The sequence below is a fragment of the Confluentibacter sediminis genome (genome assembly GCF_003258355.1).
GTDB classification, from domain to species: domain Bacteria; phylum Bacteroidota; class Bacteroidia; order Flavobacteriales; family Flavobacteriaceae; genus Confluentibacter; species Confluentibacter sediminis.
Window position 1 is genome coordinate 151,070 of the sequence record NZ_QKPO01000010.1, and the last position, 25,410, is coordinate 176,479.

At 32.5% G+C, this 25,410-nt stretch carries 24 protein-coding genes; 9 read left to right on the plus strand and 15 right to left on the minus strand.

Features of this window, described 5'->3' with window-relative positions; all coding sequences use genetic code 11:
* Nucleotides 1-86: 86 nt before the first annotated feature.
* The 4 genes from DKT72_RS09850 to DKT72_RS09865 all read right to left on the minus strand — a co-directional run bounded on the left by DKT72_RS09850 (nt 87) and on the right by DKT72_RS09865 (nt 4,124).
* Nucleotides 87-1,493, minus strand: a complete 1,407-nt coding sequence (locus DKT72_RS09850; protein WP_111308565.1) for a hypothetical protein — start codon at nt 1,491-1,493, stop codon at nt 87-89.
* Between the two features lie 7 nt (nt 1,494-1,500).
* Nucleotides 1,501-1,791 (minus strand): helix-turn-helix domain-containing protein, encoded by a 291-nt coding sequence (locus tag DKT72_RS09855; protein WP_111308566.1) that lies wholly within the window; start codon nt 1,789-1,791, stop codon nt 1,501-1,503.
* A 191-nt stretch (nt 1,792-1,982) separates the two neighbouring features.
* Entirely contained in the window at nt 1,983-2,810 is an 828-nt protein-coding gene (locus DKT72_RS09860; protein WP_111308567.1) for a hypothetical protein, read from the minus strand.
* A gap of 3 nt (nt 2,811-2,813) precedes the next feature.
* Entirely contained in the window at nt 2,814-4,124 is a 1,311-nt protein-coding gene (locus DKT72_RS09865) for a site-specific integrase (protein WP_111308568.1), read from the minus strand.
* A 508-nt stretch (nt 4,125-4,632) separates the two neighbouring features.
* Between DKT72_RS09865 and DKT72_RS18225 the strand changes: the two genes are divergently transcribed.
* Nucleotides 4,633-4,776 carry a DUF5679 domain-containing protein gene (locus DKT72_RS18225; RefSeq protein WP_162623287.1) on the plus strand — a complete coding sequence of 48 codons (144 nt, stop codon included), beginning with the start codon at nt 4,633-4,635 and terminating at the stop codon, nt 4,774-4,776.
* A 52-nt stretch (nt 4,777-4,828) separates the two neighbouring features.
* On the opposite strand, the gene pruA is transcribed toward DKT72_RS18225, so the two are convergent.
* Nucleotides 4,829-6,457, minus strand: coding sequence for an L-glutamate gamma-semialdehyde dehydrogenase (pruA, locus tag DKT72_RS09870; protein ID WP_111308569.1), 1,629 nt, complete (start codon nt 6,455-6,457; stop codon nt 4,829-4,831).
* A 149-nt stretch (nt 6,458-6,606) separates the two neighbouring features.
* Between pruA and DKT72_RS09875 the strand changes: the two genes are divergently transcribed.
* Both DKT72_RS09875 and DKT72_RS09880 read left to right on the plus strand, forming a co-directional pair.
* On the plus strand, nt 6,607-7,323 hold the full coding sequence (locus DKT72_RS09875) for an NRDE family protein (protein WP_111308570.1): 717 nt from the start codon (nt 6,607-6,609) through the stop codon (nt 7,321-7,323).
* Entirely contained in the window at nt 7,324-8,334 is a 1,011-nt protein-coding gene (locus DKT72_RS09880; RefSeq protein ID WP_111308571.1) for a DUF6695 family protein, read from the plus strand.
* Here DKT72_RS09880 and apaG read toward each other — a convergent pair.
* Nucleotides 8,331-8,717 (minus strand): Co2+/Mg2+ efflux facilitator ApaG/CorD, encoded by a 387-nt coding sequence (apaG, locus tag DKT72_RS09885; protein ID WP_111308572.1) that lies wholly within the window; start codon nt 8,715-8,717, stop codon nt 8,331-8,333. The genes DKT72_RS09880 and apaG overlap by 4 nt on opposite strands.
* A 108-nt stretch (nt 8,718-8,825) precedes the next feature.
* Nucleotides 8,826-10,076, minus strand: coding sequence for a type IX secretion system plug protein (locus tag DKT72_RS09890; RefSeq protein ID WP_111308641.1), 1,251 nt, complete (start codon nt 10,074-10,076; stop codon nt 8,826-8,828).
* A 155-nt stretch (nt 10,077-10,231) separates the two neighbouring features.
* On the opposite strand from DKT72_RS09890, the gene DKT72_RS09895 reads away from it, so the two are divergent.
* From DKT72_RS09895 to nqrF, 6 genes are read left to right on the plus strand one after another with little or no spacing between them, the layout of a single operon-like run.
* Nucleotides 10,232-11,587 carry a Na(+)-translocating NADH-quinone reductase subunit A gene (locus DKT72_RS09895; protein WP_111308573.1) on the plus strand — a complete coding sequence of 452 codons (1,356 nt, stop codon included), beginning with the start codon at nt 10,232-10,234 and terminating at the stop codon, nt 11,585-11,587.
* A complete protein-coding gene (locus DKT72_RS09900; protein WP_111308574.1) occupies nt 11,587-12,813 on the plus strand; it encodes an NADH:ubiquinone reductase (Na(+)-transporting) subunit B in 1,227 nt (408 codons plus the stop codon). The genes DKT72_RS09895 and DKT72_RS09900 overlap by 1 nt, the downstream gene beginning before the upstream one ends.
* A gap of 2 nt (nt 12,814-12,815) precedes the next feature.
* Complete coding sequence (locus tag DKT72_RS09905; protein ID WP_111308575.1) at nt 12,816-13,565, plus strand: Na(+)-translocating NADH-quinone reductase subunit C; 750 nt, start codon at nt 12,816-12,818, stop codon at nt 13,563-13,565.
* Between the two features lie 3 nt (nt 13,566-13,568).
* Entirely contained in the window at nt 13,569-14,216 is a 648-nt protein-coding gene (locus DKT72_RS09910) for an NADH:ubiquinone reductase (Na(+)-transporting) subunit D (RefSeq protein WP_111308576.1), read from the plus strand.
* 58 nt (nt 14,217-14,274) lie between these two features.
* Nucleotides 14,275-14,994, plus strand: a complete 720-nt coding sequence (gene nqrE, locus DKT72_RS09915) for an NADH:ubiquinone reductase (Na(+)-transporting) subunit E (RefSeq protein ID WP_111308577.1) — start codon at nt 14,275-14,277, stop codon at nt 14,992-14,994.
* A gap of 1 nt (nt 14,995) precedes the next feature.
* Nucleotides 14,996-16,306 carry an NADH:ubiquinone reductase (Na(+)-transporting) subunit F gene (gene nqrF, locus DKT72_RS09920; protein WP_111308578.1) on the plus strand — a complete coding sequence of 437 codons (1,311 nt, stop codon included), beginning with the start codon at nt 14,996-14,998 and terminating at the stop codon, nt 16,304-16,306.
* 73 nt (nt 16,307-16,379) lie between these two features.
* Here nqrF and DKT72_RS09925 read toward each other — a convergent pair whose 3' ends face one another.
* The 8 genes from DKT72_RS09925 to DKT72_RS09960 form a co-directional block, all read right to left on the minus strand.
* Nucleotides 16,380-16,838, minus strand: a complete 459-nt coding sequence (locus tag DKT72_RS09925) for a Na(+)-translocating NADH-quinone reductase subunit F (RefSeq protein ID WP_111308579.1) — start codon at nt 16,836-16,838, stop codon at nt 16,380-16,382.
* Between the two features lie 64 nt (nt 16,839-16,902).
* On the minus strand, nt 16,903-18,342 hold the full coding sequence (locus tag DKT72_RS09930; protein ID WP_111308580.1) for an SLC13 family permease: 1,440 nt from the start codon (nt 18,340-18,342) through the stop codon (nt 16,903-16,905).
* A gap of 89 nt (nt 18,343-18,431) precedes the next feature.
* Nucleotides 18,432-21,638, minus strand: a complete 3,207-nt coding sequence (locus tag DKT72_RS09935; RefSeq protein WP_111308581.1) for a CHAT domain-containing protein — start codon at nt 21,636-21,638, stop codon at nt 18,432-18,434.
* A 12-nt stretch (nt 21,639-21,650) separates the two neighbouring features.
* Complete coding sequence (locus tag DKT72_RS09940; protein ID WP_111308582.1) at nt 21,651-22,373, minus strand: tetratricopeptide repeat protein; 723 nt, start codon at nt 22,371-22,373, stop codon at nt 21,651-21,653.
* Between the two features lie 7 nt (nt 22,374-22,380).
* Nucleotides 22,381-22,887 carry an RNA polymerase sigma factor gene (locus DKT72_RS09945; protein WP_162623288.1) on the minus strand — a complete coding sequence of 169 codons (507 nt, stop codon included), beginning with the start codon at nt 22,885-22,887 and terminating at the stop codon, nt 22,381-22,383.
* Between the two features lie 170 nt (nt 22,888-23,057).
* A complete protein-coding gene (locus DKT72_RS09950) occupies nt 23,058-24,116 on the minus strand; it encodes a hypothetical protein (RefSeq protein WP_111308584.1) in 1,059 nt (352 codons plus the stop codon).
* An 18-nt stretch (nt 24,117-24,134) separates the two neighbouring features.
* Complete coding sequence (locus tag DKT72_RS09955) at nt 24,135-24,572, minus strand: lipocalin family protein (protein ID WP_111308585.1); 438 nt, start codon at nt 24,570-24,572, stop codon at nt 24,135-24,137.
* Between the two features lie 9 nt (nt 24,573-24,581).
* On the minus strand, nt 24,582-25,355 hold the full coding sequence (locus DKT72_RS09960; protein ID WP_111308586.1) for a hypothetical protein: 774 nt from the start codon (nt 25,353-25,355) through the stop codon (nt 24,582-24,584).
* Nucleotides 25,356-25,410 lie beyond the last annotated feature (55 nt).

Below are 25,410 nucleotides of genomic sequence, written 5' to 3' on the forward strand. Positions count from 1 at the left end.
AAGCTGCTAAATACTGAAAATCAATATCTAGCAGCTTTTTTATTTGTATTATAAAAACCTGCATCATTAGGGTAAAGAATTGTTGTTTAATTATTCCATTGTTCTTTATCTATCTTAACTTTCAATGTTGTTGCTTGTTCTATAAGTCGTAGCATTTCTTCATGTAAAAAGCCTTGTTGTTTTCTAGTTGTAACAAGACAATCATGTATGCTTCCTAAAGGCATTTTAGGGTGTTTGTCATTAATCTGCTTTGCTACAACATCCAACAAGATATATGCTTCAATAGAAGTAAGTAGTTGAGAAAATTTGATACCATTGTCATTTATACATTTAATGATTTTATGGATGCTAGGGTATTTTTCTCTAAAGATTACAGCTTCTGACATTTTTGACATTGGACTGCTGTAGAATATCTCCATAACGACTTCTTTTGCTAAATCTCTTTTTGTTGGGTAGAATTTCTTTGTATGTGATTCAAAATCCTCATTAGGCTTTCTTTTTCTCTTCCCTTTGTCCTTACTTTTAAAATTAGATACAATTCTAAAAGGTTGTCCGTTTTCGTCAATTTTTATATCTAGCTTGGTTTGAAAATAATTGTAAAAATCGGTTTTCTCGTCAACTACAGAAAGGACAAAATCTATGACTTCATTTTTATCAATTTCTAAATTAAATAACTGCTCAATAGCATTGCCGTTTAATACTTTGGTAGCTTTAACCTTTTCTAACAGTTCTTTATCTTTCCTTATTATTGCTTTTAAAACAACACAAAAGAAATAGGGTTGTGAGGTTTTAATATCACAACCTGCAATGTTTTCATTGTTCACTAAGATATGCTTTCTAAGCACCTTGGGAGACCTTGTAAGATTGGTGTGTAGCCTATTGTCCGTGTAAGGCTTAATACTTGCTTTCCACTCTTGATTATTAAACTCTTTAATCAATACTATTGCATTATTGTGTTTTTTTGGTTCAACATCTTTTAAATGTTTTACTTCATTGTATGCTGCGTTAGCATCAATAGTTAAGCTATCATTAAAAATTGTCATAAGTTGAGGTCTCTTTTTAATGCAATCCTTAATTTTCTCTTGTTGATATTTATCTAACCCTTTTTCGTTAAACTTTTCAATTAGTTTATTGTATGTAATTGGATAAGACACTAACTCATCATTTATATATGTATCAGTTATTTTGTATGAATTGCTTTTAGCTATATCTGCCCCATAGTTATCTTTATCAAGAAGACCTGCGCAAACTAAAAATACGAAGTACCTATTGTAACCCGAATGATAGTTTTTTAGAATGTTAGAATATAATGGTATAAAATGATTGTTATTTTCCATTTCATCATCCCTATAATGGCTATTTAATTCATTAATTAAACCAATAAAAAAGACTGCTACATCAATCTTTAACTTAGGCATGTGTATTTTGTTGTATTTGTCAATTAAAGGCTTTAAATCGTTTAAAATTCCTTTTTGGATTATTACCGTTTTCATAGTCTTATTAGTTTAATTCTATTAGGGCTTGTTCTACTTCGTTACGTTTATAGTATCGTCTAGCTCCAATACCATACATTTTTAGTTTACCTTCACGAGTCCAGTTACTAATAGTTTGAGAATTGGTGTCTAATAATTCGGCAAGCTCTTTGCGTGACATAAATTCGATGGGTTGTTTAGCTAATAATAATTGCTTTAAACTTTCGACTTCCTTTTTTAATTCTGCTAAAGGGCTAAGAATTTGTTGGGCTTTTAATTGGTGTAATTGAGTAATTACATTTTGAGTGCTTTCATTCATAAAAATTGGATTTAAAATTATTTTCATGCAAAGACCCGATAGATGATTTTTAGGTTTTATTTCTTGTGGAATATTTTGAAATATTTTGGAGCGGTAAATAGAAAAAGCCCATAAACATTAACGCTTTGGGCTTTTATTTTTTTAAAAAAAGTTTAAAATCTGTAACTTAAAAAGTACTATCTAAAAATTACCTAAAAGGTTTTAATATTTGTTAGACCTATATTGATAAGTTGTTTTCTTGCTATGTTAACCTTTGGTTTGTCATTAAAAGGATTATTATTTTGTGATACTTCTTTACTTAGTATCGGGTTAATGTATGGCTGAATTGTCTGTTGTTTAATACTTGTAATAGCACTAAGCAATGAAGCTATTTGATTTATATTAAGATATGGTTCTTTTTCTTTTATGAAATCAAAAAAGCCTATTAAACCAAGAAATCTAATTTTATCTTTAGCTTTACTATCACTTAAATCAATTATTGGCTCTGTGTCTAATTTAATAACAGAAGCATTTTTCACCGCAATACTATTGATTTTGCCCTCTTTGGTTATTGTGTTTTCAATTTTATATCCCAAAGATTGTAACTTTTCTTTAAGGTAATTGTTTGTTTTTTCTAAAGAATATTTTATACTCTTTTTTAAGCCAGTTTCAATAAACTCTGGAAATTGATAACTGCTAATTAAATTTAACTCATCGATAATGAAGTTATGTTCTTCGGCATCCATGTAGTTGTCTTTGAACGATTTTAAGCGAGTTTCATAAGTTGATGCGTAAATACTATAGGGGCATCCTAAAAAGTATGTTAAATCATCTGTTAGTTTCTTATATTCCTTACTAAATGTTTTTTCAATTAGTACCTGCATTTTATATTCTTGGGATTGTTCAAATTCTTTTTGTTGTATTTCAATCGGTGGCAAATGAGCAAATTCTTCTGGGATTTCTTGATACTCAAATTGAGCCATGTGATTGTTATATTCTTCTTTTAGTTGTTTAGTATTTTTAAATTCTTTTGGTATCATAATTTATTGGGCTTCTTTTACAATGGTTAGCTGTGATTTCTTTTGTGCTTTTAGCTCTTTTGTTTTGTAATAATCAAGAAATGTAGCAATGTGGCTGTCATCTGTTTGGTTTATATAGCCTAAGAATGTTGATTCTTTGCTGTGTCCTGTTACTCTCATTATTATTGGTGTAGGCATTTTTCCGTAATGGATGGACGCAAATGTTCTTCTGCCTATGTGGGTGCTTATGTATGTATGTTTTGGTCTTAATTTTTTCACTCCTCTACGTCCTTTCTCTTGAATTCGTCCCATTACCATTTCATCTAATTTAGCAATTCTTCCTATTTCTTTGAAATGTTTGTTAAGTTTTTGAATTGATACTTCGTAAGGTAGCCCTTCTTCGTAAATTTTCCTTACTTTAGGTAATACTGGTATTATGATTGGTTTGTTGCCCTTTTTTTGAATTATCTTAATGATTAAATCTTTTCCGTATATATGGAAATTCTCTTTTTTAATCCTTGTTGTTAATGATTTCCCTCTTTGTCCAGTAAAGCACGCAAGAATTAACCACTTACGAGCATTTACTAAAGCTTCCGAATTTAAATCAGCATTCTCTATCTTTTCAATTTCATCTTCCGTTAATGTGATAACGTCCATGTCATCATCATAAGCAGATACTTGTTTAGTCTTTATACTGTCTAACTCTATTGAAACTTCAACTCCCTTAGACCTTGCATACTTACATACACCATTAAAATCAGATAGTTTTTTGGCTGAATAAGTTGATGAGTATTTTTTGTCTTTTAGTAGCCAGTTTTTTATTTCGTCAAATTTGTTGTTGTTGAGGTCTTTAATTTTTAATTTCTTCTTTCCTTGAAATTCAATAATTAGTTGTTTTAGCCTCTTATATGCGTTAATTCTACATTCACCTAATCCAATTCCGCCTTTGGCGTTTCCTCTAATATGTGCTTCATCAATAATTTGCTGTACAACATCAGTAACATATTCACTTAGCTTGTTTTCAGTAGGAGGGTTGTAATATATATGTACCTGTTCATTTAACCAGTACTTTGAAATATCATTTACATTGGTTTCTTTAAAAGCATCTAAAACGAAGTTTTCTATTTTCTGTAATTCGGTGTTAACTTCAATTTGTTTGTTTTTTATTTCTGCATCCTTAGTATTCTTATAATGCTTTTTCCAATATTCCTGTTCAACTTCATATTTAATTTTAGTGCTAAATACATAATCTTTATTCTTATGTCTGTATAATAGCCTTAGAGTTAAAGGGGCTTTTTGTTTTGTTGAACGGTATAAAAAATTAACTGTTGCCATACGGATTAGATTTTGAGCAATACAAATTTAATATATTTGTACGGTACTTGTACGATTAATTTTTATTTCTTTTTAATTCATTTGATTTTTGGTGATTCTTGAAATGCTTTATAATAAAGGTTTTAATGCGGCATGGCTTAATTTTATTAGTCTTTATGTATAAATAGTGTAAAATAAAATAAAAAGGTTCGAGTCCCGTCCAGACCGCCAAATTGCTAAAAGCTCTAAGAGATTAGGGCTTTTTTTGGCACTTTAAAGAAGTTGTGTTGTTTGATAAGCACCTCGTGTTTATCAAAAAGTGGTTGAGATGCTGAATTAAATTCGGCACATGCCAATGGAAAGCTTTCCTTTTTTCTTTTAGAAGATTGGGATGCTTTTTTGTTTTCGGGGGTCAAGAAGCTAAATTTCTTAAGAAATAATTATGTTTTTAACTTTTATTTGCTCTCATCCAAAATAAAACCTATATTTAAAAGTTTAAGTTAATTAATTATAAAATATTAAGTGCATTATGGAAGGATATTGTGTAAAATGTAAAGACAAAAAAGAAATCAAGGCTGCTGAAGAAGTAACCATGAAAAATGGTAGAAAAGCAATGAAAGGCAAATGCCCTACGTGTGGAACAGGGATGTTCAGGATTTTAGGAAAGTCTTAAATTTAAAAGTAAATAGTTTAAAGGGAAGTTCAAATTGAACTTCCCTTTAATTTTATTCTCCTAAAAACGGATATCTATAATCTGTAGGGGTTACAAATGTTTCTTTAATCAATCTGGTAGAAACCCAACGTAATAAGTTTTGGGCACTACCAGCTTTATCATTAGTTCCAGAAGCACGAGCACCACCAAATGGTTGTTGCCCCACTACAGCTCCTGTTGGTTTATCATTGATATAAAAATTACCTGCACTGTTTTGTAAAGCAGTTGTTGCCTCGGTAATAGCATACCTGTCTGTTGCTAGTATGGCTCCTGTTAGGGCATATTCACTAGTTTCATCAACTAATTTTAAAGTATCTGAAAACGCTTCGTCTTCATAGACGTAAATGGTAATGACCGGCCCAAAAAGTTCAGTATGCATGGTTTCGTAGTTTGGATTGGTAGTCACAATAACGGTTGGTTCAATAAAATAACCTTTACTTTTATCATAATTGCCACCAACTATAATGTCTGCATCATCATCCTTTTTCGCTTGGTCAATATATTTAGCTAGTTTGTCAAAAGAACCTTCATGAATAACCGCGGTAATAAAATTGCTCATATCATCTGGGGAACCCATTTTAAAAGATTTTACATCCTCAATGACAAGTTTCTTTACTTCTGGCCATAAGCTTTTAGGGATATAGGCTCGAGAGGCTGCGCTACATTTTTGTCCTTGAAATTCAAAAGCACCTCTAACAATAGCCGTAGTTACTTGTTTTACATCAGCAGTTTTGTGAGCTAAAATAAAATCTTTCCCCCCTGTTTCACCAACAATTCTTGGGTATGTTTTATAATTATGGATGTTATTTCCTATTTGTTTCCAAAGTTCTTTAAAAACAAATGTAGATCCAGTGAAATGTAAACCAGAAAAATCTGGACTTGATAATACCGTATTGGTTATCATAACAGGATCCCCAAAAACAACGTTAATAACTCCTGGAGGTACCCCTGCTTCTTCAAAAACGTCCATGATTACTTTAGCTGAATAAATTTGACTATCACTAGGTTTCCAAACAACCACATTCCCCATTAAAGCCATACAAGACGGTAAATTACCCGCAATAGCTGTAAAATTAAAAGGCGTTACCGCATAGGTGAAACCTTCAAGCGGGCGATATTCCAATCGATTCCAATTGTCGTTGGTACTTTCTGGCTGCTCCGAATAAATGTCTGCCATAAATTGTACATTGTATCTTAAGAAATCAATCAATTCGCAAGCGGCATCTATTTCTGCTTGGTGAATGGTTTTAGACTGTGCTATCATAGTAGCAGCATTTATCTTGGCTCTATAGGGACCAGCGATCAGTTCCGCCGCTTTTAAAAAAATGGCAGCCCGTTGTTCCCAAGGCATTTTCGACCATGTTTTTCTTGCTTCTAAAGCTGTTGAAATAGCTTCTTCAACATGTGATTTTTCAGCAAGATGATAACTTCCTACACTATGTTTATGGTCATGTGGAGGTGACATGGTTTTGGTTTTTCCAGTACTTATATGTTTCCCGTTGATGTATAGTGGCACATCGATTTTGCTATTAAACATATCTTTATATGCTTTCAGAACAGTATCGCGCTCTGGAGTGCCAGGAGCATACGTTTTTACCGGTTCGTTGTAAGCGATTGGCACATTAAAAAAGCCTTTTCCCATGATATTTGATTTTTTGTTATTGAATTTTCAGTAAATGAGTTGCAAATTTACGAATTATCTAACGATTTTTCAGCTTGAGCTTCCTAAAACCTAGTTAAAACTTATTTATTTTTTGTAAGTTGCCTAAGTATTTCCAGACTAGTTACTTTATGTGTACAGTTACTATTATTCCGAAAGGCACAAATGATTTTGTTTTAACATCCAATAGGGATGAAGCGCCAAATAGAACATCTTTGTCGCCAGACTTTTATTTTGAGGAAGACGTTAAATTATTATATCCCAAAGATAACATGTCTGGAGGGACCTGGATTGGCGTTAGCGAAAAAAATAGATTGGTTTGTGTGTTGAATGGTGCTTTTGTTTGTCATGAAAGACAGTCGAGTTATAGATTAAGTAGAGGCATTGTGGCAAAAGATTTTTTAATTTCTGACGCTATAGAAAGTACAATTGAAAATTATAGTCTTGAGAATATTGAACCATTTACAATGGTTATCGCCGATTGGAACAACCTACTTCGTTTTTTTGAATTGGTGTGGGATGGTGAACAAAAGCATTTTAAAGAATTGCCTTTAGAACCTAAAATTTGGTCCTCATCAACATTATATTCTGAGGCTATGCGGCATGAACGTTTACAATGGTTTCAATATTTTAAAAGTGACTATAAATTAAACGCTGAGTCACTTTTGCTATTTCATAAAACGGCCGGTGCAGGAAATGAGGATTATGGTGTAGTTATGAATCGAGGTTTTGTGAAAACCACTAGTATCACACAAGTTGATAAGACAGTAGATATTCTTAAAATGCATTACGAAAATATTCAAAATAAGATGGTTACAGAAACAATCTTTATCTTTGGGACACTGTAAATGACTAATACCGGCATTATTTTAACACTGGCATATCCAGAGACCATTGTTATGGTTTCCAAAGAATGGTTTTCGCCTTTTCTAAGATTTTTCGGTGTTGGGAAAAAGAATTATTTAAGAGCGGGTCATGCTGCTTTAGTCTTAATTAATAAAGAAACTGGTGTTTTGGAATATCATGATTTTGGAAGATATATAACACCCGAACCCCATGGAAGAGTTAGAGGAAAAGATACTGATAACGAATTGGATTTTCCTTTAAAAGCTAAAATCAAAGAAGGAAGAATAGAGAACTTAAACGAAATGTTAGAATTTCTAGGAACGCATCCTGAATTAACACATGGTGATGGGAAATTAGTGGCGTCTGTTTGTAACGTAATAGATTATAAAAAAGCGAGAGCCCATATCACAACAATGCAAGAAAAACATTTTATCAGATATGCTGCCTTTATAAAAGAGGCTTGCAATTGCGCACGATTTGTAACCGATACATTAATGGCTTCGGTAACTGATAATAAGATTAAAAAAAAACTTAAAAAAGCGAATTGGTTTACACCGAGTACTGTTGGCAATGTATTATTGGCTAATACAGATAATCATGTTTTTGAAGTTTCGGAAACTGGAGTCATTTCTAAATATACAGGTTCTCAAAAAAGTGAAAATATACGTTGTTTTTTAGATAAGTTAGAAAATCATCAACCCAACTTTATTGGAACACTCATGCCAAAACCCATTGATGATTTACATGAAAAAGCACAGTGGCTGTCAGGAATTGCGGCTGGTGCTTGGTTTGAACTTCATAAAACCACGAATGACTTTCATTACAGATTTAGACGTCTTTCCCCTCATGGGCATATTGATGTGGATGCTGAATATGTGGTGGATAATAATTTATTTAATTACCATAAACCTTTTGAATTTGTACAGTATTCAAATTGCAAATTTTTTCATGTCAAGCAGAATGAAACCGTTTTTAGGTTTGATAGAATTGGAGAGAACCAGAGAGTATTTTAATTAATTGCAAAAGGTGCACTTAACTTAAATGAAGGGATATTAACTTTAAAATTTTTGGCAGTAGTAAAGTTAATCATACTATAATGTCCAGACATGGCACCAAAAGGAGATGTTAATAAACAGCCAGAAGTATAAGTATGTGATTCGCCAGGCTTCAAAACCGGTTTTTTGCCTATAACACCTTCACCAGAAACAATTTCAACTTTATTTAAAGCATCAAGAATTTCCCAATGGCGAGCATTAAGTTGAACAGAGTCTTTACTTTGGTTTTCAATAGTGACGGTGTAGCCAAAAGCATATTGTATTTTATAATTTTTATAAAATGATCCTTCGAAGGTTGTTTCCACCGAAATTTTAATGCCTTTTGTTACTTGTTGAACCATATTAACTAATGATGTACAATGTGTTTTATGTTGCTAAATTAATAAATATTAATATGTTAGCATCATTTTTAAACATGTTTAAGTTGAATTACAGTAAAATTAGGTTGATTAGTTCGATATATTTACTGAACTACCTTCGCCCAAACCAATAATTTTGTCATATCTCGCACCTAAATCTCTGTAATAAACAAGAACTTTATAGTTGTTTTCCGTTTGATAAAAATTTCCGCTAACGGCACCTTCATCTAATGTATTATTATTGTTTACGGCAACATATTTGTAATTATAAAAACCTTGTTTTAACAGCATATCGATTTTGTATAGATGGTCTCCTTCGTCATATACCATTTTATTGCTTTCATCTAAGGTGTAATTGTTATAATTACCATATACATATATGGTTTTATTTTTAAACGAATCATCTGGTAATAACGAAAAATGCACCCAAACATAGTCGGCTTCAATGTTTGAATTGTCTGCATCAATATTATTAATTAAATAATTGCCGTTAATATCTGGATTATAAGTATATGGTTTTTTTGCTCTTGAGAAATTAGTATATAAGTAATTGTGATACAATTCCTTTAAATCAATATATTGTATGCCGGTGTTGGCAGCTCTTACATCTTTATTTTCAAAATATAAATATTCATTACCGCCCCAAAAACTAGTTTCATTATCATATTTATAAATCAATTGATTACCAATGGTATATAAGGGTTTTAAGTTTGAAATAGCTGTGTTTAAATTATTATTTTGTACAATAACTACATGTACATTTTCTTTAGGGTTGGTAAGTTGTGATGTGTTTGAAGTAATAACAATATCCACACGTTGTTTGGTTTCAATAAACTCAATACTTCTGGAACGTTTGATGCTAACACCCACATCGGTGGTATCTTCATATATCATAAATTTTCTTGAAAAAACCAGTTCGTCACTATTGTTAAAAACTTGAATCATGTAGTTTCCAGATATTTTTAAACGTTTGGTTTGTTCATTAGGAATCGTGAGTGTGTAATGGGAATAAATTTGGTAGGTGTTAAATGAATTTTCATAGTCTCTAATTCTTTGATTGTCAAAACCATCCATGTATTCGGATTTTACTAAAATAGAAGGTGTCCAATCATAATTATAATGTTGTATTTTATAATAATAATTGTCTTCATAGCCATTTAAAGCATCAAACTCTAAAACAAGATGTTCACCGAGTTTTAAAACAGGCAATTGGCTTTGATTGGTGTTTCCTCTAAAAGCTATAGTTTTTATGTAATCAGGTGGGTTTATCTCGTTAACTTGACCAAAAACCATGTGAGATATAGATATAAAGAAGATAAGCGTAAGATACTTAGACAACATTTTAAAAGCGGTTTTTTTGTAAATATAAACAAATTTTATGCCCAAAAATAAACATATTCCAGCCCGAATAAAAATCTGTTAATTTATTATGAAAACTGTATTTTTAATTCGTAAATTTGCCCCGATTTTTAGACAACAATTTCAATAAAAAAAATATGTCAAAAGACATTCTCATTAAAAAAGGTCTAGACATTAAACTTAAAGGTGCAGCTGAGAAAACCTCCGAAAAGGCTATTTTAAGCAACTTTTATACTTTAAGGCCTGAAGATTTCCACGGACTAATACCTAAGTTAATTTCTAAAGTTGGATCGAAAGTAAATGCGGGAGACCCTGTTTTTTATGATAAATCTAATGAAAGCGTAAAGTTTGTTTCCCCAGTTTCTGGTGAAATTATAGAAATTGATCGTGGTGAAAAACGAAAAATTTTATCTATAAAAATTCAAGCAGATAAAACACAAACTTATAAAGATAATGGTGTAATGAACCCAGAAGCTGCAAGTGCAGATGCTATTAAAGCGCATTTGTTGGCGTCTGGATGTTGGGCATTTATTAAGCAACGGCCTTATGATGTGATTGCAAATCCTGACAAATCACCAAAAGCCATATTCATTTCCGGATATGCATCGGCGCCATTAGCAGCTGACTTAGATTTTACCCTACAAGGTAAAGAGGCAGAATTGCAAGCAGCGGTGACTGCCTTAGGGAAACTTACCGAAGGTCAAGTGCATGTATCTGTTGGTAAATCTTCGAACTCGCCGTTAGCAGGTTTAAAAGGTATAACCATACATAAAGTTTCTGGACCTCACCCATCAGGAAATGTTGGTACATTAATCAATAAAATTGACCCAGTTAATAAAGGGGAAGTGGTTTGGACAATTGCGGCTCAAGATTTAGTTATTATTGGCGAATTGCTTTTAACAGGTAAATTTAATGCAGAGCGTATTGTCGCTTTAGTGGGTTCTTCTATAGAAAAACCGAGATATTTTGTGGCCAAACTTGGTTGCGAAGTGGCTACCATTATTTATGATAAAGGCATTTCGCAAGATGCGCATGTAAGAATTATTTCTGGCAATATATTAAGTGGAAAACAAATAAAACCAGATGGTTATTTAGATTATTACAGCAATGTGATTACTGTCATTCCTGAAGGTGATGATTATGAATTGTTTGGTTGGAATAAGCCAGTTTTTAATAAAATTTCAACATCAAGAGCCTTAACGTTTTCTTGGTTAAATCCTAAGAAAGAATACGAATTGGATACCAATACAAATGGTGAACACCGAGCTTTTGTTACTACAGGTAATTATGAAGAAGTATTTCCTTTGGATATTTACCCCATGCAAATCTTAAAGTCATGTATGTATAAAGATTTGGATGAAATGGAAGCTTTAGGAATGTATGAAGTAGCTCCTGAAGATTTTGCATTAACAGAATTTGTTTGTGTGTCTAAACAACCACATCAAGATATTATAAGAAAAGGCTTAGACTTAATGCTTAAAGAGATAGGATAATGGGTTTAAAAAGTAATTTAAATAATTTAAAAGAAAAGTATAAAGGCACTAAAATGGCGCCAGCGTTTAACGCATTACATACTTTTTTATATACGCCAAACGATACCACACATAATGGTACCCATATTAAGGCCGCTGATGACTTAAAGCGTACCATGAATACGGTTATCATGGCTATGATACCGTGTTTAATATTTGGAATGTTCAATGCAGGATACCAACATAATTTACAAGTTGGAGATGTTCAAGCAGTAACTTCTGGTTTTTTTAGTTCAGAATTCTGGACTTTAGATAATTTTATGATTGGTTTCTGGAAAATCATTCCATTAATTATCGTGTCTTATGGTGTTGGTTTAGGAATTGAATTCATATTCGCCATTATTAAAAAGCATGAAGTAGAAGAAGGCTATTTGGTAACAGGAATGTTAGTGCCTCTTATTGTACCTATAGATATTCCTTTATGGATGCTTGCAGTAGCTGTTGTGTTTGGTGTTATTATTGGAAAGGAAGTTTTTGGTGGTACAGGAATGAATATTTTAAATCCAGCATTAACTATTAGAGCCTTTTTATTCTTTGCGTATCCTACTTGGATGAGTGGGGATAAAGTTTGGGTTGAGGGTGCTGTTCAAAGAACTAAAGATATTGCTGCAGGGGCTAATTTAGATGCTATTTCTGGTGAAACTATTTTAGGGAGCTTGGCTCAAGGTAAAGAAATGACACATTCTGTAGCAGATATGTTTTTAGGTTTTATACCAGGATCCGTAGGAGAAACATCAACATTACTTATTATTTTAGGAGGTTTATTCTTAATATTCACTAAAATAGGTAGTTGGAGGATTATGCTATCATCTGTATTAGGAGCCATAGCCATGGGTTTAATTTTCAATCAAATTGTGGATGCTGGTATTATAGTAGAAGGCAGTAAATTCTATGGTTTAATGAGTACACCATTTTGGGAACATTTAATTATTGGAGGCTTTGCTTTTGGAACGGTGTTTATGGCTACCGACCCTGTTACGGCATCACAAACCAATAAAGGAAAGTGGATTTACGGATTTTTAATAGGATTTGTTTCCATACTTATTAGAGTTTTTAACCCAGCTTACCCTGAAGGAGTTATGTTAGCCATTTTATTGATGAATGTATTTGCGCCTACAATCGATCATTACGTGATACAAGGTAATGTTAAGAAAAGAATGAAACGTTTAAAAGCTAAAGTTGCATAACGATGGAAAATAGAACAGATAAAAATTCATATACTATTATTTTTGCCATCATTATGGTATTTGTGGTGGGAGCAGTGTTAGCATACGCCGCCCAATCACTAAAACCAAAGATTGATGAAAATAAACGTTTAGAGAAGCAGCAAAATATTTTGTATGCTATGGGAGTTAACCAAAATGTAGAAGGTAGTGCTGTTTTCATATCTACGGATAAAGTAGCTTCAGAATTTGAAAAATATATTAAAAATCAAATAGTAATAGAAGGTGATAAAGTCACAGAAGATCATGAAGCTTATTTGATTGATGTTAAAAAGGAACAAGCAAAAGCTAGAGCTGGTGGTGTTAGAAAATTACCATTATTTATAGGGGAAAAAGATGGAAAAACATTTTATGTTATCCCTGTTTATGGTAAAGGACTTTGGGATGCTATTTGGGGCTATGTTGCCTTAGATGAAAATATGGTTGTGCAAGGTGTTTATTTTGATCATAAAGGAGAAACACCGGGACTTGGTGCTAATATCAAAGAACGTTTCTTTATGGATGATTTTACAGGTGAACATTTGTTAGATGGATCAGGAGATTTTAAAGGAATTACGGTGGCAAAAGGCAATGCAGATCCTAAAAATGAAGACAAAACGGATAATGAGGTTGATGCTATAGCTGGTGCAACGATTACAGGCAATGGTGTAACAGCCATGCTAAAAAGTGATTTAAAGCTATACGAATCTTATTTTAAAAATTTAAAAAACAATTAATTTATGGGACTTTTATCAAAAAAAGACGGCAAATTAATATTAGATCCACTAACAGATAATAATCCAATTACGATTCAAGTACTTGGTATTTGTTCAGCGTTAGCGATTACAGCTCAGTTGAAAGCATCTATTGTAATGGCAATTTCTGTAACAGCTGTTGTAGCTATTGGGAATTTAATCATCTCATTAATGAGAAACATCATTCCTTCTAAAATTAGGATTATTGTCCAATTAGTTGTGGTTGCAGCCTTGGTTATTGTAGTAGATTTGGTTTTAAAAGCGTTTTCTTATGAATTAAGTAAAACATTATCGGTTTTTGTGGGGTTGATTATTACAAACTGTATTATTATGGGGCGTTTTGAGGCGTTTGCATTAGCAAATGGGCCATGGCGTTCTTTTTTAGATGGAATTGGTAACGGTGCTGGATATGGTTTAATACTTATAATAGTTGGGTTTTTTAGAGAACTTTTAGGCTCAGGAACTTTATTGGGTTTCAAAGTTTTAGGAGATCCTATTGAAAAAACAGGACTTTATGCCATTGGATACGAGAATAATGGATTTATGTTATTGTCGCCCATGGCATTAATTGTTTTAGGAATTATTATTTGGATCCAACGTAGTAGAAATAAAGCTTTAATTGAAGATCATTAATTAGTAATTCAGTTGACAGTCGCAGTAAGAGTGACTAAACACTTAATATTAAAAAATTATGGAATATATCGAATTATTTTTCAAATCAATATTTATAGATAACATGGTTTTTGCCACGTTCTTAGGGATGTGTTCTTTCTTAGCCGTATCTAAAAAAGTAGCTACAGCAGTAGGTTTAGGAGCTGCCGTTATTTTTGTAATGCTTATTACGGTGCCGTTAAACTGGTTATTAGATCATTATCTTTTACAACCAGGAGCCTTAGTTTGGTTGGGTCAAGATTATGCCGATTATGATTTAAGTTTTTTATCATTCATCATGTTTATTGCAACCATTGCGACCATGGTACAATTGGTAGAAATCGTAGTTGAAAAATTTTCACCATCATTATATAATTCACTAGGAATTTTTTTACCGCTTATAGCTGTTAACTGTGCTATTTTAGGTGGTTCTTTATTCATGCAATCGCGTGAAATACCTACATTAGGACTTGCTACAGTGTATGGAGTTTCTTCAGGTATTGGTTGGTTTTTGGCTATTCTAGCTATTGCAGCTATCCGGGAAAAAATCAGATATTCTAATGTACCACCAGCTTTAAGAGGTCTTGGTATTACATTTATCATTACAGGGTTAATGGCTATTGGGTTTATGAGTTTTGGAGGTATGTTAACTGGAGGAGATGATGCAAAGAAAGAAACCAAAACAGTAAAGGTTGAAGAACCAGCTAATAAAGACAAAGTAAAAAAGCAGTTAGCTAATAACACTGAAATAATTAAGTAATATGACGATTTTAGCAGTAGGCACATTAGGAACAGTTATAGCGACGGTAACTGTATTTTTGATAATTACTATATTATTAGTAACCTTATTATTAGTCGTTAAACAAAAATTGTCTCCATCAGGACCCGTAAAAATCACCATTAATGGAGAGAGAGAGATTGAAGTAAGTTCTGGAGGTTCATTGCTTTCAACGTTAGGCAATCAAAAAATATTTTTGCCATCAGCTTGTGGTGGTGGTGGAACCTGTATTCAATGTGAATGCCATGTGAATTCAGGAGGCGGTGAAGCACTTCCAACAGAAACACCTCATTTCACCCGTAAAGAATTACAACACGGTGCTCGTTTAGCATGTCAGGTTAAAGTAAAACAGGATATGAATATTACCATTCCAGAAGAGGTGTTTGGTATTAAAAAATGGGAAGCAACCGTGGTGCGTAATTATAATGTAGCATCTTTTATTAAGGAATTTGTAGTTGAAATTCCAGAAGATATGGGCTACAAAGCAGGTGGGTATATTCAAATTGAAATTCCACAATGTGAAGTAAAGTATTCTGATATAGATATTACAGCACATCCTGAAGAGCATGAAACTCCTGATAAATTTCAAGCGGAGTGGGATAAATTTGGTCTATGGTCCTTGGTTATGAAAAATAACGAAACTGTTGAAAGAGCCTATTCTATGGCGTCTTATCCAGCAGAAGGACGTGAAATTATGTTAAACGTTCGTATTGCTACACCACCATGGGATAGAAATAAGAATGGCTGGATGGATGTCAATCCAGGAATAGCATCCTCATATATTTTCAATCAGAAAAAAGGCGATAAAGTAGTTATTTCTGGGCCTTACGGGGAGTTCTTTATCAATGATTCTGATTCTGAAATGTTGTATGTTGGTGGTGGTGCTGGTATGGCTCCTATGCGTTCTCACTTATATCACTTATTCAAAACCTTAAAAACAAATAGAAAAGTAACCTATTGGTATGGTGGACGTTCTAAACGTGAGTTATTTTATTTAGAACATTTTAGAGCATTGGAAAAAGATTTTCCTAATTTTAAATTCTACTTAGCACTTTCTGAACCTTTACCTGAAGATAACTGGAAAGTAAAAGAAGATATTAATTCGCCTGGAGATGGTTTTGTTGGATTTATCCACAATTGTGTGATTGATAATTATCTAAGTAAACACGAAGCACCAGAAGATATTGAATTGTATTTCTGTGGACCACCATTAATGAACAAAGCAGTTCAAAAAATGGGAGAAGATTTTGGAATCCCAGATGAGCACATCAGATTTGACGATTTTGGAGGATAATCTCTAAACCTATAAAGAATAAAAACCCAACTTAATTATTAAGCTGGGTTTTTACTTTTTATAAGGTGTTAACTTAAATTAAAATTCCTAGTTTATGTTTTGGCTTATCATTTTCATATTCAAATAATTTAGAATAATCCATAACATTCGGCACATTGTCTATCCCACAAAGAAAAGTTACGACAGCGCATAAGCCATTAAATAAAACGTCCTTATCTGTTGGGTTTTCAGGATTTTTATTTTTGTGATGAAGTGGCAATCTATACCCACAAGCTTCTAAAAATATAGCTTCAATTTTTAGTAATTCTAAAGGGGAATAACCATTAAATTTACGGCCAAGAACTTCATGAACTTTACCAATATAATTTAACTCTATGGAACCATGACTGTCTGTAAGATGCTTCCAATCTTCTCTATTATCTAAAATATTGCCTACAGCACATTGTTTACAGCATTCAGGGTGTAATGTATTATTATGAAATGCTACATATAGTTTTTGGATGGCTTGTTCTAAACGGACTGGAGTTTTCATAATTTGGAAGTTTGTATTTTCTAAATTAGAAAAAAAAAATGATTAATCCAAAAACTATAATTTATTAGAACACCAATGGCACTAAGAATTTAAACACTAATACTAATAATAGAACCGAAATTAAATTAAGAACCAACCCTACGCTTGCCATTTGACTCACTTTTATATAACCACTAGCAAAAACGATGGCATTGGGTGGTGTTGCCATGGGCAGCATAAAAGCACAACTGCTGGCAATGGTTACAGGGATTAATAAATAAAGCAACGGCATATTTAAACCAATAGCTATACCTGCTATTACTGGGGCTAATACAGCAGTTAAAGCGACATTACTCATCAATTCGGTCATGAATAACATTAATGTTATAAGTAGTGCAGCCATTAACAGTATACTGATATGGCTTTTAGAAATTGATACAGCAATTATTTCTATGATGCCACTTTCAGACATCCCATTTGCCAAAGCCAAACCACCTCCAAATAATATTAAAATGCCCCAAGATAGTTTTTGTGTATCGTTCCAATGTAAAATAAAATCTCCTTTTTTTAAGTTGAATGGGATCGTGAATAATGCTAGGGCACCAAATATACTTATCATGGTGTCAGAAAGTCCCAATCCTGGAATCAAAGAATTAATAGGAACCCTAAAAATCCATAAAAAAACCATAATACTAAAGATAACAAGTACTTGTTTTTCTTTGGGCGATGTGTTTCCCAGTTTTAGTAACTCTTTATTAATAACATCTTTTGATGCATTAAAAACAAGACCTTTATTTGGAAACATCCATTTTACCATGACAACATAAATAATAGTAATTAGGATGATTGAAACAGGTAAGCCTACTAGCATCCATTTAAAGAAGGATACTTCAATGTGGTATTGATTTTCCAATAAACCTATTAATACAGAATTTGGTGGCGTTCCAATGACGGTTGCAATACCACCTGCATTTGCAGAAAATGCAATGCCTAACATAACGCTAAGCGCAAAATTTTGATCCTGCTTTGTAAGTCCATCAGAATCATTCGTTAATAATGATATGACCGAAAGGGCTATGGGCAACATAACGACCGTGCAAGCTGTATTACTAATCCACATGCTCATAAATCCAGTAGCCATCATAAAACCAAGAATGACTTTATTTGGTGTTGTTCCCGTTTTTTTTATAATGGTTAAGGCGATGCGTCTATGTAAATTCACTTTTTCGATGGCTAAAGCAAGTACAAAACCTCCAAAAAACAAGAAGACAATTGGGCTACCATAATTAGCACCAACCGCATCCATATTCATAACTTTAAATAATGGAAATAGTAATAAGGGCAACAAAGATGTTACAGAAATAGAAACCGCCTCTGTAATCCACCAAATAACCATCCATATCCCAATGGAAATGACAGTATCTGCTTTTTCAGAAAGCATTTCAAAAGGTAAACATTGAAAAAGAATAAATAAAAGAGGTCCTAAGAAAAGGCTTATTTTTTTGGAAGCAGGATGTTTTGGCATGTACTTATTAAGTTATTTAACGATTTTAAAGTTAAACATTTTTAACATTATTAAGTAAGTCGAACCAATTTTGTTAGATATGTAATTTTTCAAAATTTGATATTTTTAATTTTGAATACATAAATCAAAACAAGAATCAGTATTATTCCAGAGATTATGATATATGTTAAAGTGTAAGAAGAATCTGTGAATACAATAGGATTTGTATTTCCAATAAGCACTAAGCCAGCCCAATATTGTGGTGACACAGTTCTGTCTTGTGCTTCTAAGATATATTGTAATTTGGCCTCTTTCAGCGCTTTGTCCTTGGGTAATCCTTTTTTAATGTTCTCATAAAACAGCTCTATAAGTTTTGCACTCGATTTTTCATCAATTTTCCATAAGCTTGTTAAAATACTTTCGCTGCCAGCATAATTAAATGCATGGGCTAGAGATATCATGCCTTCTCCTGCTTGATAGGTTGGTTTCCCCGTTTCACAGGCTGTTAAAATAGCCAAGTTAGAGTTTAGGTTTTCATTATATATTTCAAAAGTATATAGTGAATTATCTTTGGTTGAACTGTCTTTTGCGAAAATTAGGCGTGATAATTCTGGAGTAATATTATTAGATTCAGCATGTGTACCAATATGTATAATTTTATGTTCTTTGGCCTCTTTTTCAAAAATTTGTTTTGAGGCTTTTTCATTGATAAATGATGAACCATTAAAAAGTTTTGAATATTTTTTTGCCAAATCTACGCTAAATGGTTGTGGCAAAAGATTGAGATAGGTTTTATCAACGGAAAGCGAGTCTGTAAAAGCAATCTTATAATCTTTTTTCATTTTGTCGTTAAACTCTGGTGCAAAAGCAATGAAATCGCTTTTAAAATGGATGTTATTCTTATTGTTATCTATTAGAAATAAACTGTAGTTGTATGCTATATTATATTTTGCAAGAAGGCTATTTGTGGCAAGCTCTTTAAATGATTTTATTTTTTTTGGTGTTAAGCTTTCAAAACTTAAATTGAATAATTCTCTATCTGGAATGATAATAACATTTTCCGTAGCTATTTCACTTTCAAAAGGTTTCCAAAGATTTGTGTATAATTGATAGAGTCCTAATGAAGTATCCTCTAAACCCAAACGGTTATCTCCTAATTGGTTGATATAATTTAAAATATTTTTAGAGTCTAGTTTATATATGTTTTTTTTACTTTTTGAACTAATAAAAGCATACAAACCATCGTCTATATATAAATATCTTACAACAGAAGTTTTGCTGGGTATTTTATTGTACATGTTTTTTAAAGGCTGCTCAATGGTAGCATAACGCATTTTGTAATACTTAGGATAATTGTTTTTTAGTGTGTCTAAAAAGGTATTCCAAGCTTTGTTGTTTGCTATGATCAATTCAATATTATCTTCTTCGTTTAACGCATTTTTTAACTGGTTTTCTCTATTGGTTATTTCCGTTGGGATGTTTGAAAAAGAAATGGGTTTTGAATTTAGGCGAGCTCTAATTCTGTTATAAAGTGCAGACTCGTGAAGGCTAATTGTTTTTTCGAGATAACTAGGGTTTTTGGTTTTATTGTAGAGTTCTAGGTTTATTTTTTTTGCAAATTCAAAAATTTGATTGTTGTTTTCAATAAGTGTGTTGATGTCTTTTACAGAAGATAAAGACGTTTTTCTCTGTTCAATGGCACGTATGGCTTTATTGATGTTAGGTAGCAGGCTTTTTAAAAAAGTACTATCTTTTGTTTTTTGATTGTAGTATTTGGCTTTGGCGTTTACAATATATATATCGGCTTTATTATCATCAAAGTAAATTTTATTTAGCCCATTTATAGTATCATTTTCAAAATAAAGATTTAAACATTTATTGCTCCACTCAAGGCTTTCTTCATACCGTTTTAAGTTTAGAAAAACGTTGGAGTAAGTGAGCATGATAGCTTTTGTTAGGAAGCTTTTCTCTCCTTCAGTTTTTGAAAAATATTCATAAGGGGCTTCAATGGTACTAATGGCTTTATTTGCTTCATCAGCTTTAGAATAAGCGATGGCCAAATTCATATCAGAATAAAGGCTGTTAACATCGAAAGCATTTGGATTAGATTTTTTATAGTTTTCATGACTTTTTTCCCAATAGCTAATAGCTTCTTTTTGTTTGTTCAGGTTATAGTAAACATTAGCATAATTGTCAAATAAAAAAGCGTTTAGCTGATAGTTTTCTCCCTCAATACCTTCTAAACTTTTTTTCGCTTTGTCTAAGTAAAAAAGTGCGTTGTCAAATTCTTTTTTTTCGGCCTTAACCTGCGCAACACCTAGAGCTGCTATGAAATATTCTTGTGTATTTTCAGGAAAGTTTTTGGAGGCATAATCTAGGGCCATATTTGTAATAACATCCGATTTTTTAAAGTCTCCTAAATCGAAGTAAATCCCATTTAAGGTGGAATATCCTATTAGGAAATTTCGTTTCACACGAGCTGTTAATGGATGGTTTTTTTCTTTATCTAGAAATGCTTTGTTGAATTTTATAGAGGCTTCTAAAAGCGTTTTAGCTTCTTGAAGCTTTGCCTGATTTACTTTTATTAAAGCCAAATTGCCTTTTAGTATGGCAGGTAGGTACATTTTGTTTTCAGCATTATCATCTAAAGAAGGAATATTTTTCAAGGCTTTTTCAAAATAGTAAACAGCACTGTCTTGTTTAGAATGATAATACATTAAAGAGCCCAGCAGGTTATATACTCTAGCCGATATTTTAAATGAGGTTTTTGGGTTGTTTTTTAATATGTTTTTGGCTTTTCTTATATGGTTATCCAGGACGTCAATTTGTCCCATTTTCATACCATAATCGGCTATATAATACTCACTTTCTAATTTTAAGGTTTCATCATTTAATTTGTAGGCAAGTGTTTTTGCTAATGAGGCATGTTTTAGAGCTTCTGGGAGATTGCCTAAATCTAAACATAGTTTTGAGTATTCTATATTGGCAAGATAACGAGTTTTAGAAATGGGATTAGAATTTTCAACAAAAGTCAGCAAATCTCTACTAGTAGTTTTCGCCTTTTCTAGATCATTCTTAAGAATGAATGTTTTTCCTAAAGGATATATGTAGAAGGGTAAGCTATCAAAATTTTTATTCTTTTTTAATTGATTGATGGCTGTGTTAATAGCACCTAAAGCTTTGCTAGTAGAATCTTTTGCTATTAGATTATTAATGGCATCTATGGAGAATTGTTTTTCTGTTTGGGCAGTTGTTTTTAGGGAGCAAAATAAAAGGATGCTAATAATACAATTGTAAAACAACTGGGATCTGAGCATTTTATCAAAGTATTAATTTTTTAATTCATTTAACAACTTTTGGCTTTGCTCTGTATTACTTAAACCAAGGTTTTCTTTTGCTAATTCTATTTGCCCTTCTTTTAAATAGGCCAATCCTAAATAATAATAGGCTTCACTTAAAAAGGGAAAGGGCTTTTTGGTTTCTGTTACTTTTTGTAAAAAAGGCTTAGCTGCTTCTATTTTGTCATGGCTCATATAGGCAAGACCCAAAAAGTAATTTATAGTATCGTTGGTTGCTTGTTTTTGGTATAACACTTGCCATTTTTGTATGGCCTTATCGTAATCACCATGTTTGTAGTTTACCATAGCATCGTAAAATTCAAAGTCATCACTATTGCTCATGGTTGTTGGTAAACCAGGGTCAGGGGTGAAATATTTTGCGTATAGTTTTTGGTTTGATGAACCACTAAAAAACCAAAAACATCCAAAAGCAATAATTATAGCGGCTGCTACAGCTATTTTTAGGGGTTGTAAAAAGCGAATTTTATTTTTCTCAAGTGGTATTTCTTTATGAAAATCATCTAGCTGTTCTTTTAATGCTTGGGTTTCAATGCCTAAAAGCATGGTTTTTATATCTTCAACCTGTTCTTTAAATTCAGGGCTATCTTGAAGTTTTTTTTCAAAAATAATACGGTCATCACGGTCCATAGAATTGTTATAGTAACATTCTATAGTTTCTAGTAATTCTTGTGATATGTTGCTTTTTTCTTTCAATTTCTAATTATTTAGGGGCTATAACCATGTTTCGCAATTTTTCCATGCAACGATATTTTTTGTTTCTCGCAGAAGCTTCATCAATTTGTAATTGAATAGCGATATCACGCAACGATTTTTTTTCAAAATAGAATATTGTTAATAGTTCTTTACAAGGTTGTCCTAAGATTTTAAAGGCTTCCATGGTAGAAACTAGTTTTTCGTTTTCTAGGTTTTTATCGGTTACGTCTTCAACATAGTCACTTTTGTCAACTAAAGATGGGTTGCTAAAGCCATATTGTGTTTTTTTAAACCGGGAAGACTTTAAAATATCCATCCATTTATTTTTTGCAATCGTGTATAAATATCCTTGAACGGCTCTTTCGTTCACGGGGATAAAAGTGTTATTCTTAATATTATTCCAAACAGCTATAAAAGCATCTTGATAAATATCTTTAGCATCTTCCTTTGTCCCGCTATTTCTTAAAACCAACAATTCAATTTTATTGTAATTTGATGTGTATAGCGATTTCAATACAACTGAATCGTTGTTTTTTATTGCGCTAATTAATTGCGACTGATGTTTTGATTTATTTATTTCCCCCATAAAAAAATAACAAGAGGAAATATATAAATTATTTGCCTTCAGTACAATACTTAGCTATTAAATGATTAATAATTCGACCATTAGCTTTTGTGTATGTTTTAATCTTGGTTTGATTTCACGAAAACCGAATTTGCAGAGGCATAATTTTTGCCATCAGACAAATTTGATTCTACGCCATTTTTCCAAAGTTTTGCAACTTTTACATTGTTTATAGTTTCTTCACCAACAACATATACATCATCACCCATTACAAAAATGGCATGCGCCAATGCAGAGGAAGAAGTGTTTGATAGGGCTGTAGCAATTCCGTTTTTCCATAATATAGCAATGGGTTGACCTGGTTCATTATTTTCAAAGCCACAGGCATAAACATCGCTGCCAACTACAAATACAGAAAATGCTTCAGCATTTTTAGTGCCGTCTGAAAGATTTGTTGCTACACCGTTTTTCCATATTTTGGCAACTTTTTTTTCTAAGTTGTTTTCTTCAACTCCGGCAACATATGCATCATTCCCAAATATATAAATGGAGTTTGCTATGGCATATTTTGTGCCATCGGTAAGCTTGGTGGCTATGCCGTTTTTCCAGATAGTTGCCAAGTATTGAGAAACTGGTGTTTGCCAGCCAACGGCATAAACATCGCTTCCTGAAACAGTTATGGATGAAATATGAGATTGTATACCATTTGAGATGTTTGTTTTTACACCATTTTTCCAAATAGTTGCAGCCTTTCCTATATTGGACATCTCGTAACCACCCACATAAACATCGTTGCCAGAAACGAATACAGAATTTGCGTTTGCGTTTTGTGAGCCATCGGTTAAATTTGTACCAGTACCATTTTTCCATACTTTGGCAACATAGTTGCTCCCCGAAAGTTCTTCCCCAGCAACATAGACATCGTTTCCGCTAACATACACGGCATTCGCATCTCCGGGTAGATTTTTATTTTGTAGTACGCTTGCTTTCCCATTTGTCCATAGTTTTGCGTCATGGATATTGCCATTGATCTCATAACCCACGGCATATACATTTGTGCCAGATGTAGTTGGTTCTTCATTTGGACTGTTGTTGCTACTGCATGAAAATATTAAGTAATTAAATAATAATAACAAAAGCAGTTTATGCTTGATTTGCATGTTAATTATGTTTTTCATTTTTATTAATTTTTATAATCAGTTTATTCTTTTAAAATTTTCAGTTACGACATCAGTATTGGTTTGTCTTTTTAAAACAAGTTCGGTCTCATTTAAAGTTTCTATTTCTTGGTAAAAAGGTTCGCCGTTACCATCTTCTTCGTTTATATAAATCACCTTATTACCCTCAATAGCATAGCAAGTATCGTAATGTGTAATTTCAGAACAGTTGGTTCCACCATAATTTATCCATTTAAATTGATGTTTGTCTATAGTTGCAGTTGTTAGTAAATCGCAATCTTCAATCAATAATTCACCATTAATGATGGTTCCTGTAAATTGCCACTCACCAAGAATTAGGGGCAGAGATGTATTGGTTTCTGGACATGAACTAGATGGCTCATCATTAGTGTCCTTTTTTGAACAAGAACTTAGAATGCTTAAAAGGAGTAAAATGAAAATAACAAGATGTTTCATGACTTTACTTTATTGAACATTAGGATTATCGGGTTCTCTATCATATATATCTGGAACTCCGTCGCCATCTCTATCAGAAAGTGTTTCTCGGTCAGGGAGTAGTAATTCAAATGTAATTGGGAAAAATACATTCATTACCAAATCATCGTATTCATTAATAGGTCCAGCTGAGATTGAAATTGAAGCAGAGCTTCCAAGAGGTGTTGGCACAACAGCAATAGAAATAATAGCTCTGGTATTTCCAAACCTAATAGCTCTGTTGCTTACAGTTCTAGTGATTCCTCCAAAGTCTGCCGTTTGATTTGGAGTCGAACAATCCACAGTTGGAGTACCATTGAAACCATACTCATTTACTAAAAAATCATTGATTGCAAAAGCTCTTATTTGATCAATATTTGATGTCGCAAAGGAAACCAATGGATAATATCGCCATAATACTTTATTTTGTACATCATTGTTAGATCTCCTTAAGTCTACACCAAACGCTAAATTTTGTACAGATAAAGGTGTTGCTGTATACCCTTGGGGTACTGTAAATCGTATGTTTGTAAAAACATCTGGATGGTTAAAAGTCCCTTGAGGATTTGCCACCATTGGAATATTTTTAAATGGTGTAGGAATGCCGTTGGCGGCGTCCCAATATACAGCAGTAGGTCCAACTACATTTAGGCATCCTTGTATAGAAGTGGCACCCGCTAAATTTGCGGCATTATCATCATTTGAACTACAAGAAATAATACTTGATGCGATTAAAATTAAAAAGAAGAGTTTTGTTGATTTCATATTTTATTGATTATAAAGTTTTATTCTATATCGATTTGATATTGACATGTCATCA

Excerpts from the sequence above, each read along its gene's own strand:
- DKT72_RS09895 (WP_111308573.1), top strand. The coding sequence starts at position 10,232 with ATGTCAAAAGACATTCTCATTAAAAAAGGTCTAGACATTAAACTTAAA.
- DKT72_RS09905 (WP_111308575.1), top strand. The coding sequence starts at position 12,816 with ATGGAAAATAGAACAGATAAAAATTCATATACTATTATTTTTGCCATC.
- DKT72_RS09960 (WP_111308586.1), bottom strand. The coding sequence starts at position 25,355 with ATGAAATCAACAAAACTCTTCTTTTTAATTTTAATCGCATCAAGTATT.
- pruA (WP_111308569.1), bottom strand. The coding sequence starts at position 6,457 with ATGGGAAAAGGCTTTTTTAATGTGCCAATCGCTTACAACGAACCGGTA.
- DKT72_RS18225 (WP_162623287.1), top strand. The coding sequence starts at position 4,633 with ATGGAAGGATATTGTGTAAAATGTAAAGACAAAAAAGAAATCAAGGCT.
- DKT72_RS09955 (WP_111308585.1), bottom strand. The coding sequence starts at position 24,572 with ATGAAACATCTTGTTATTTTCATTTTACTCCTTTTAAGCATTCTAAGT.
- DKT72_RS09880 (WP_111308571.1), top strand. The coding sequence starts at position 7,324 with ATGACTAATACCGGCATTATTTTAACACTGGCATATCCAGAGACCATT.
- nqrE (WP_111308577.1), top strand. The coding sequence starts at position 14,275 with ATGGAATATATCGAATTATTTTTCAAATCAATATTTATAGATAACATG.
- DKT72_RS09860 (WP_111308567.1), bottom strand. The coding sequence starts at position 2,810 with ATGATACCAAAAGAATTTAAAAATACTAAACAACTAAAAGAAGAATAT.
- nqrF (WP_111308578.1), top strand. The coding sequence starts at position 14,996 with ATGACGATTTTAGCAGTAGGCACATTAGGAACAGTTATAGCGACGGTA.
- DKT72_RS09875 (WP_111308570.1), top strand. The coding sequence starts at position 6,607 with ATGTGTACAGTTACTATTATTCCGAAAGGCACAAATGATTTTGTTTTA.
- DKT72_RS09950 (WP_111308584.1), bottom strand. The coding sequence starts at position 24,116 with ATGAAAAACATAATTAACATGCAAATCAAGCATAAACTGCTTTTGTTA.
- DKT72_RS09890 (WP_111308641.1), bottom strand. The coding sequence starts at position 10,076 with ATGTTGTCTAAGTATCTTACGCTTATCTTCTTTATATCTATATCTCAC.
- DKT72_RS09850 (WP_111308565.1), bottom strand. The coding sequence starts at position 1,493 with ATGAAAACGGTAATAATCCAAAAAGGAATTTTAAACGATTTAAAGCCT.
- DKT72_RS09925 (WP_111308579.1), bottom strand. The coding sequence starts at position 16,838 with ATGAAAACTCCAGTCCGTTTAGAACAAGCCATCCAAAAACTATATGTA.
- DKT72_RS09935 (WP_111308581.1), bottom strand. The coding sequence starts at position 21,638 with ATGCTCAGATCCCAGTTGTTTTACAATTGTATTATTAGCATCCTTTTA.
- apaG (WP_111308572.1), bottom strand. The coding sequence starts at position 8,717 with ATGGTTCAACAAGTAACAAAAGGCATTAAAATTTCGGTGGAAACAACC.
- DKT72_RS09930 (WP_111308580.1), bottom strand. The coding sequence starts at position 18,342 with ATGCCAAAACATCCTGCTTCCAAAAAAATAAGCCTTTTCTTAGGACCT.
- DKT72_RS09865 (WP_111308568.1), bottom strand. The coding sequence starts at position 4,124 with ATGGCAACAGTTAATTTTTTATACCGTTCAACAAAACAAAAAGCCCCT.
- DKT72_RS09910 (WP_111308576.1), top strand. The coding sequence starts at position 13,569 with ATGGGACTTTTATCAAAAAAAGACGGCAAATTAATATTAGATCCACTA.
- DKT72_RS09855 (WP_111308566.1), bottom strand. The coding sequence starts at position 1,791 with ATGAATGAAAGCACTCAAAATGTAATTACTCAATTACACCAATTAAAA.
- DKT72_RS09900 (WP_111308574.1), top strand. The coding sequence starts at position 11,587 with ATGGGTTTAAAAAGTAATTTAAATAATTTAAAAGAAAAGTATAAAGGC.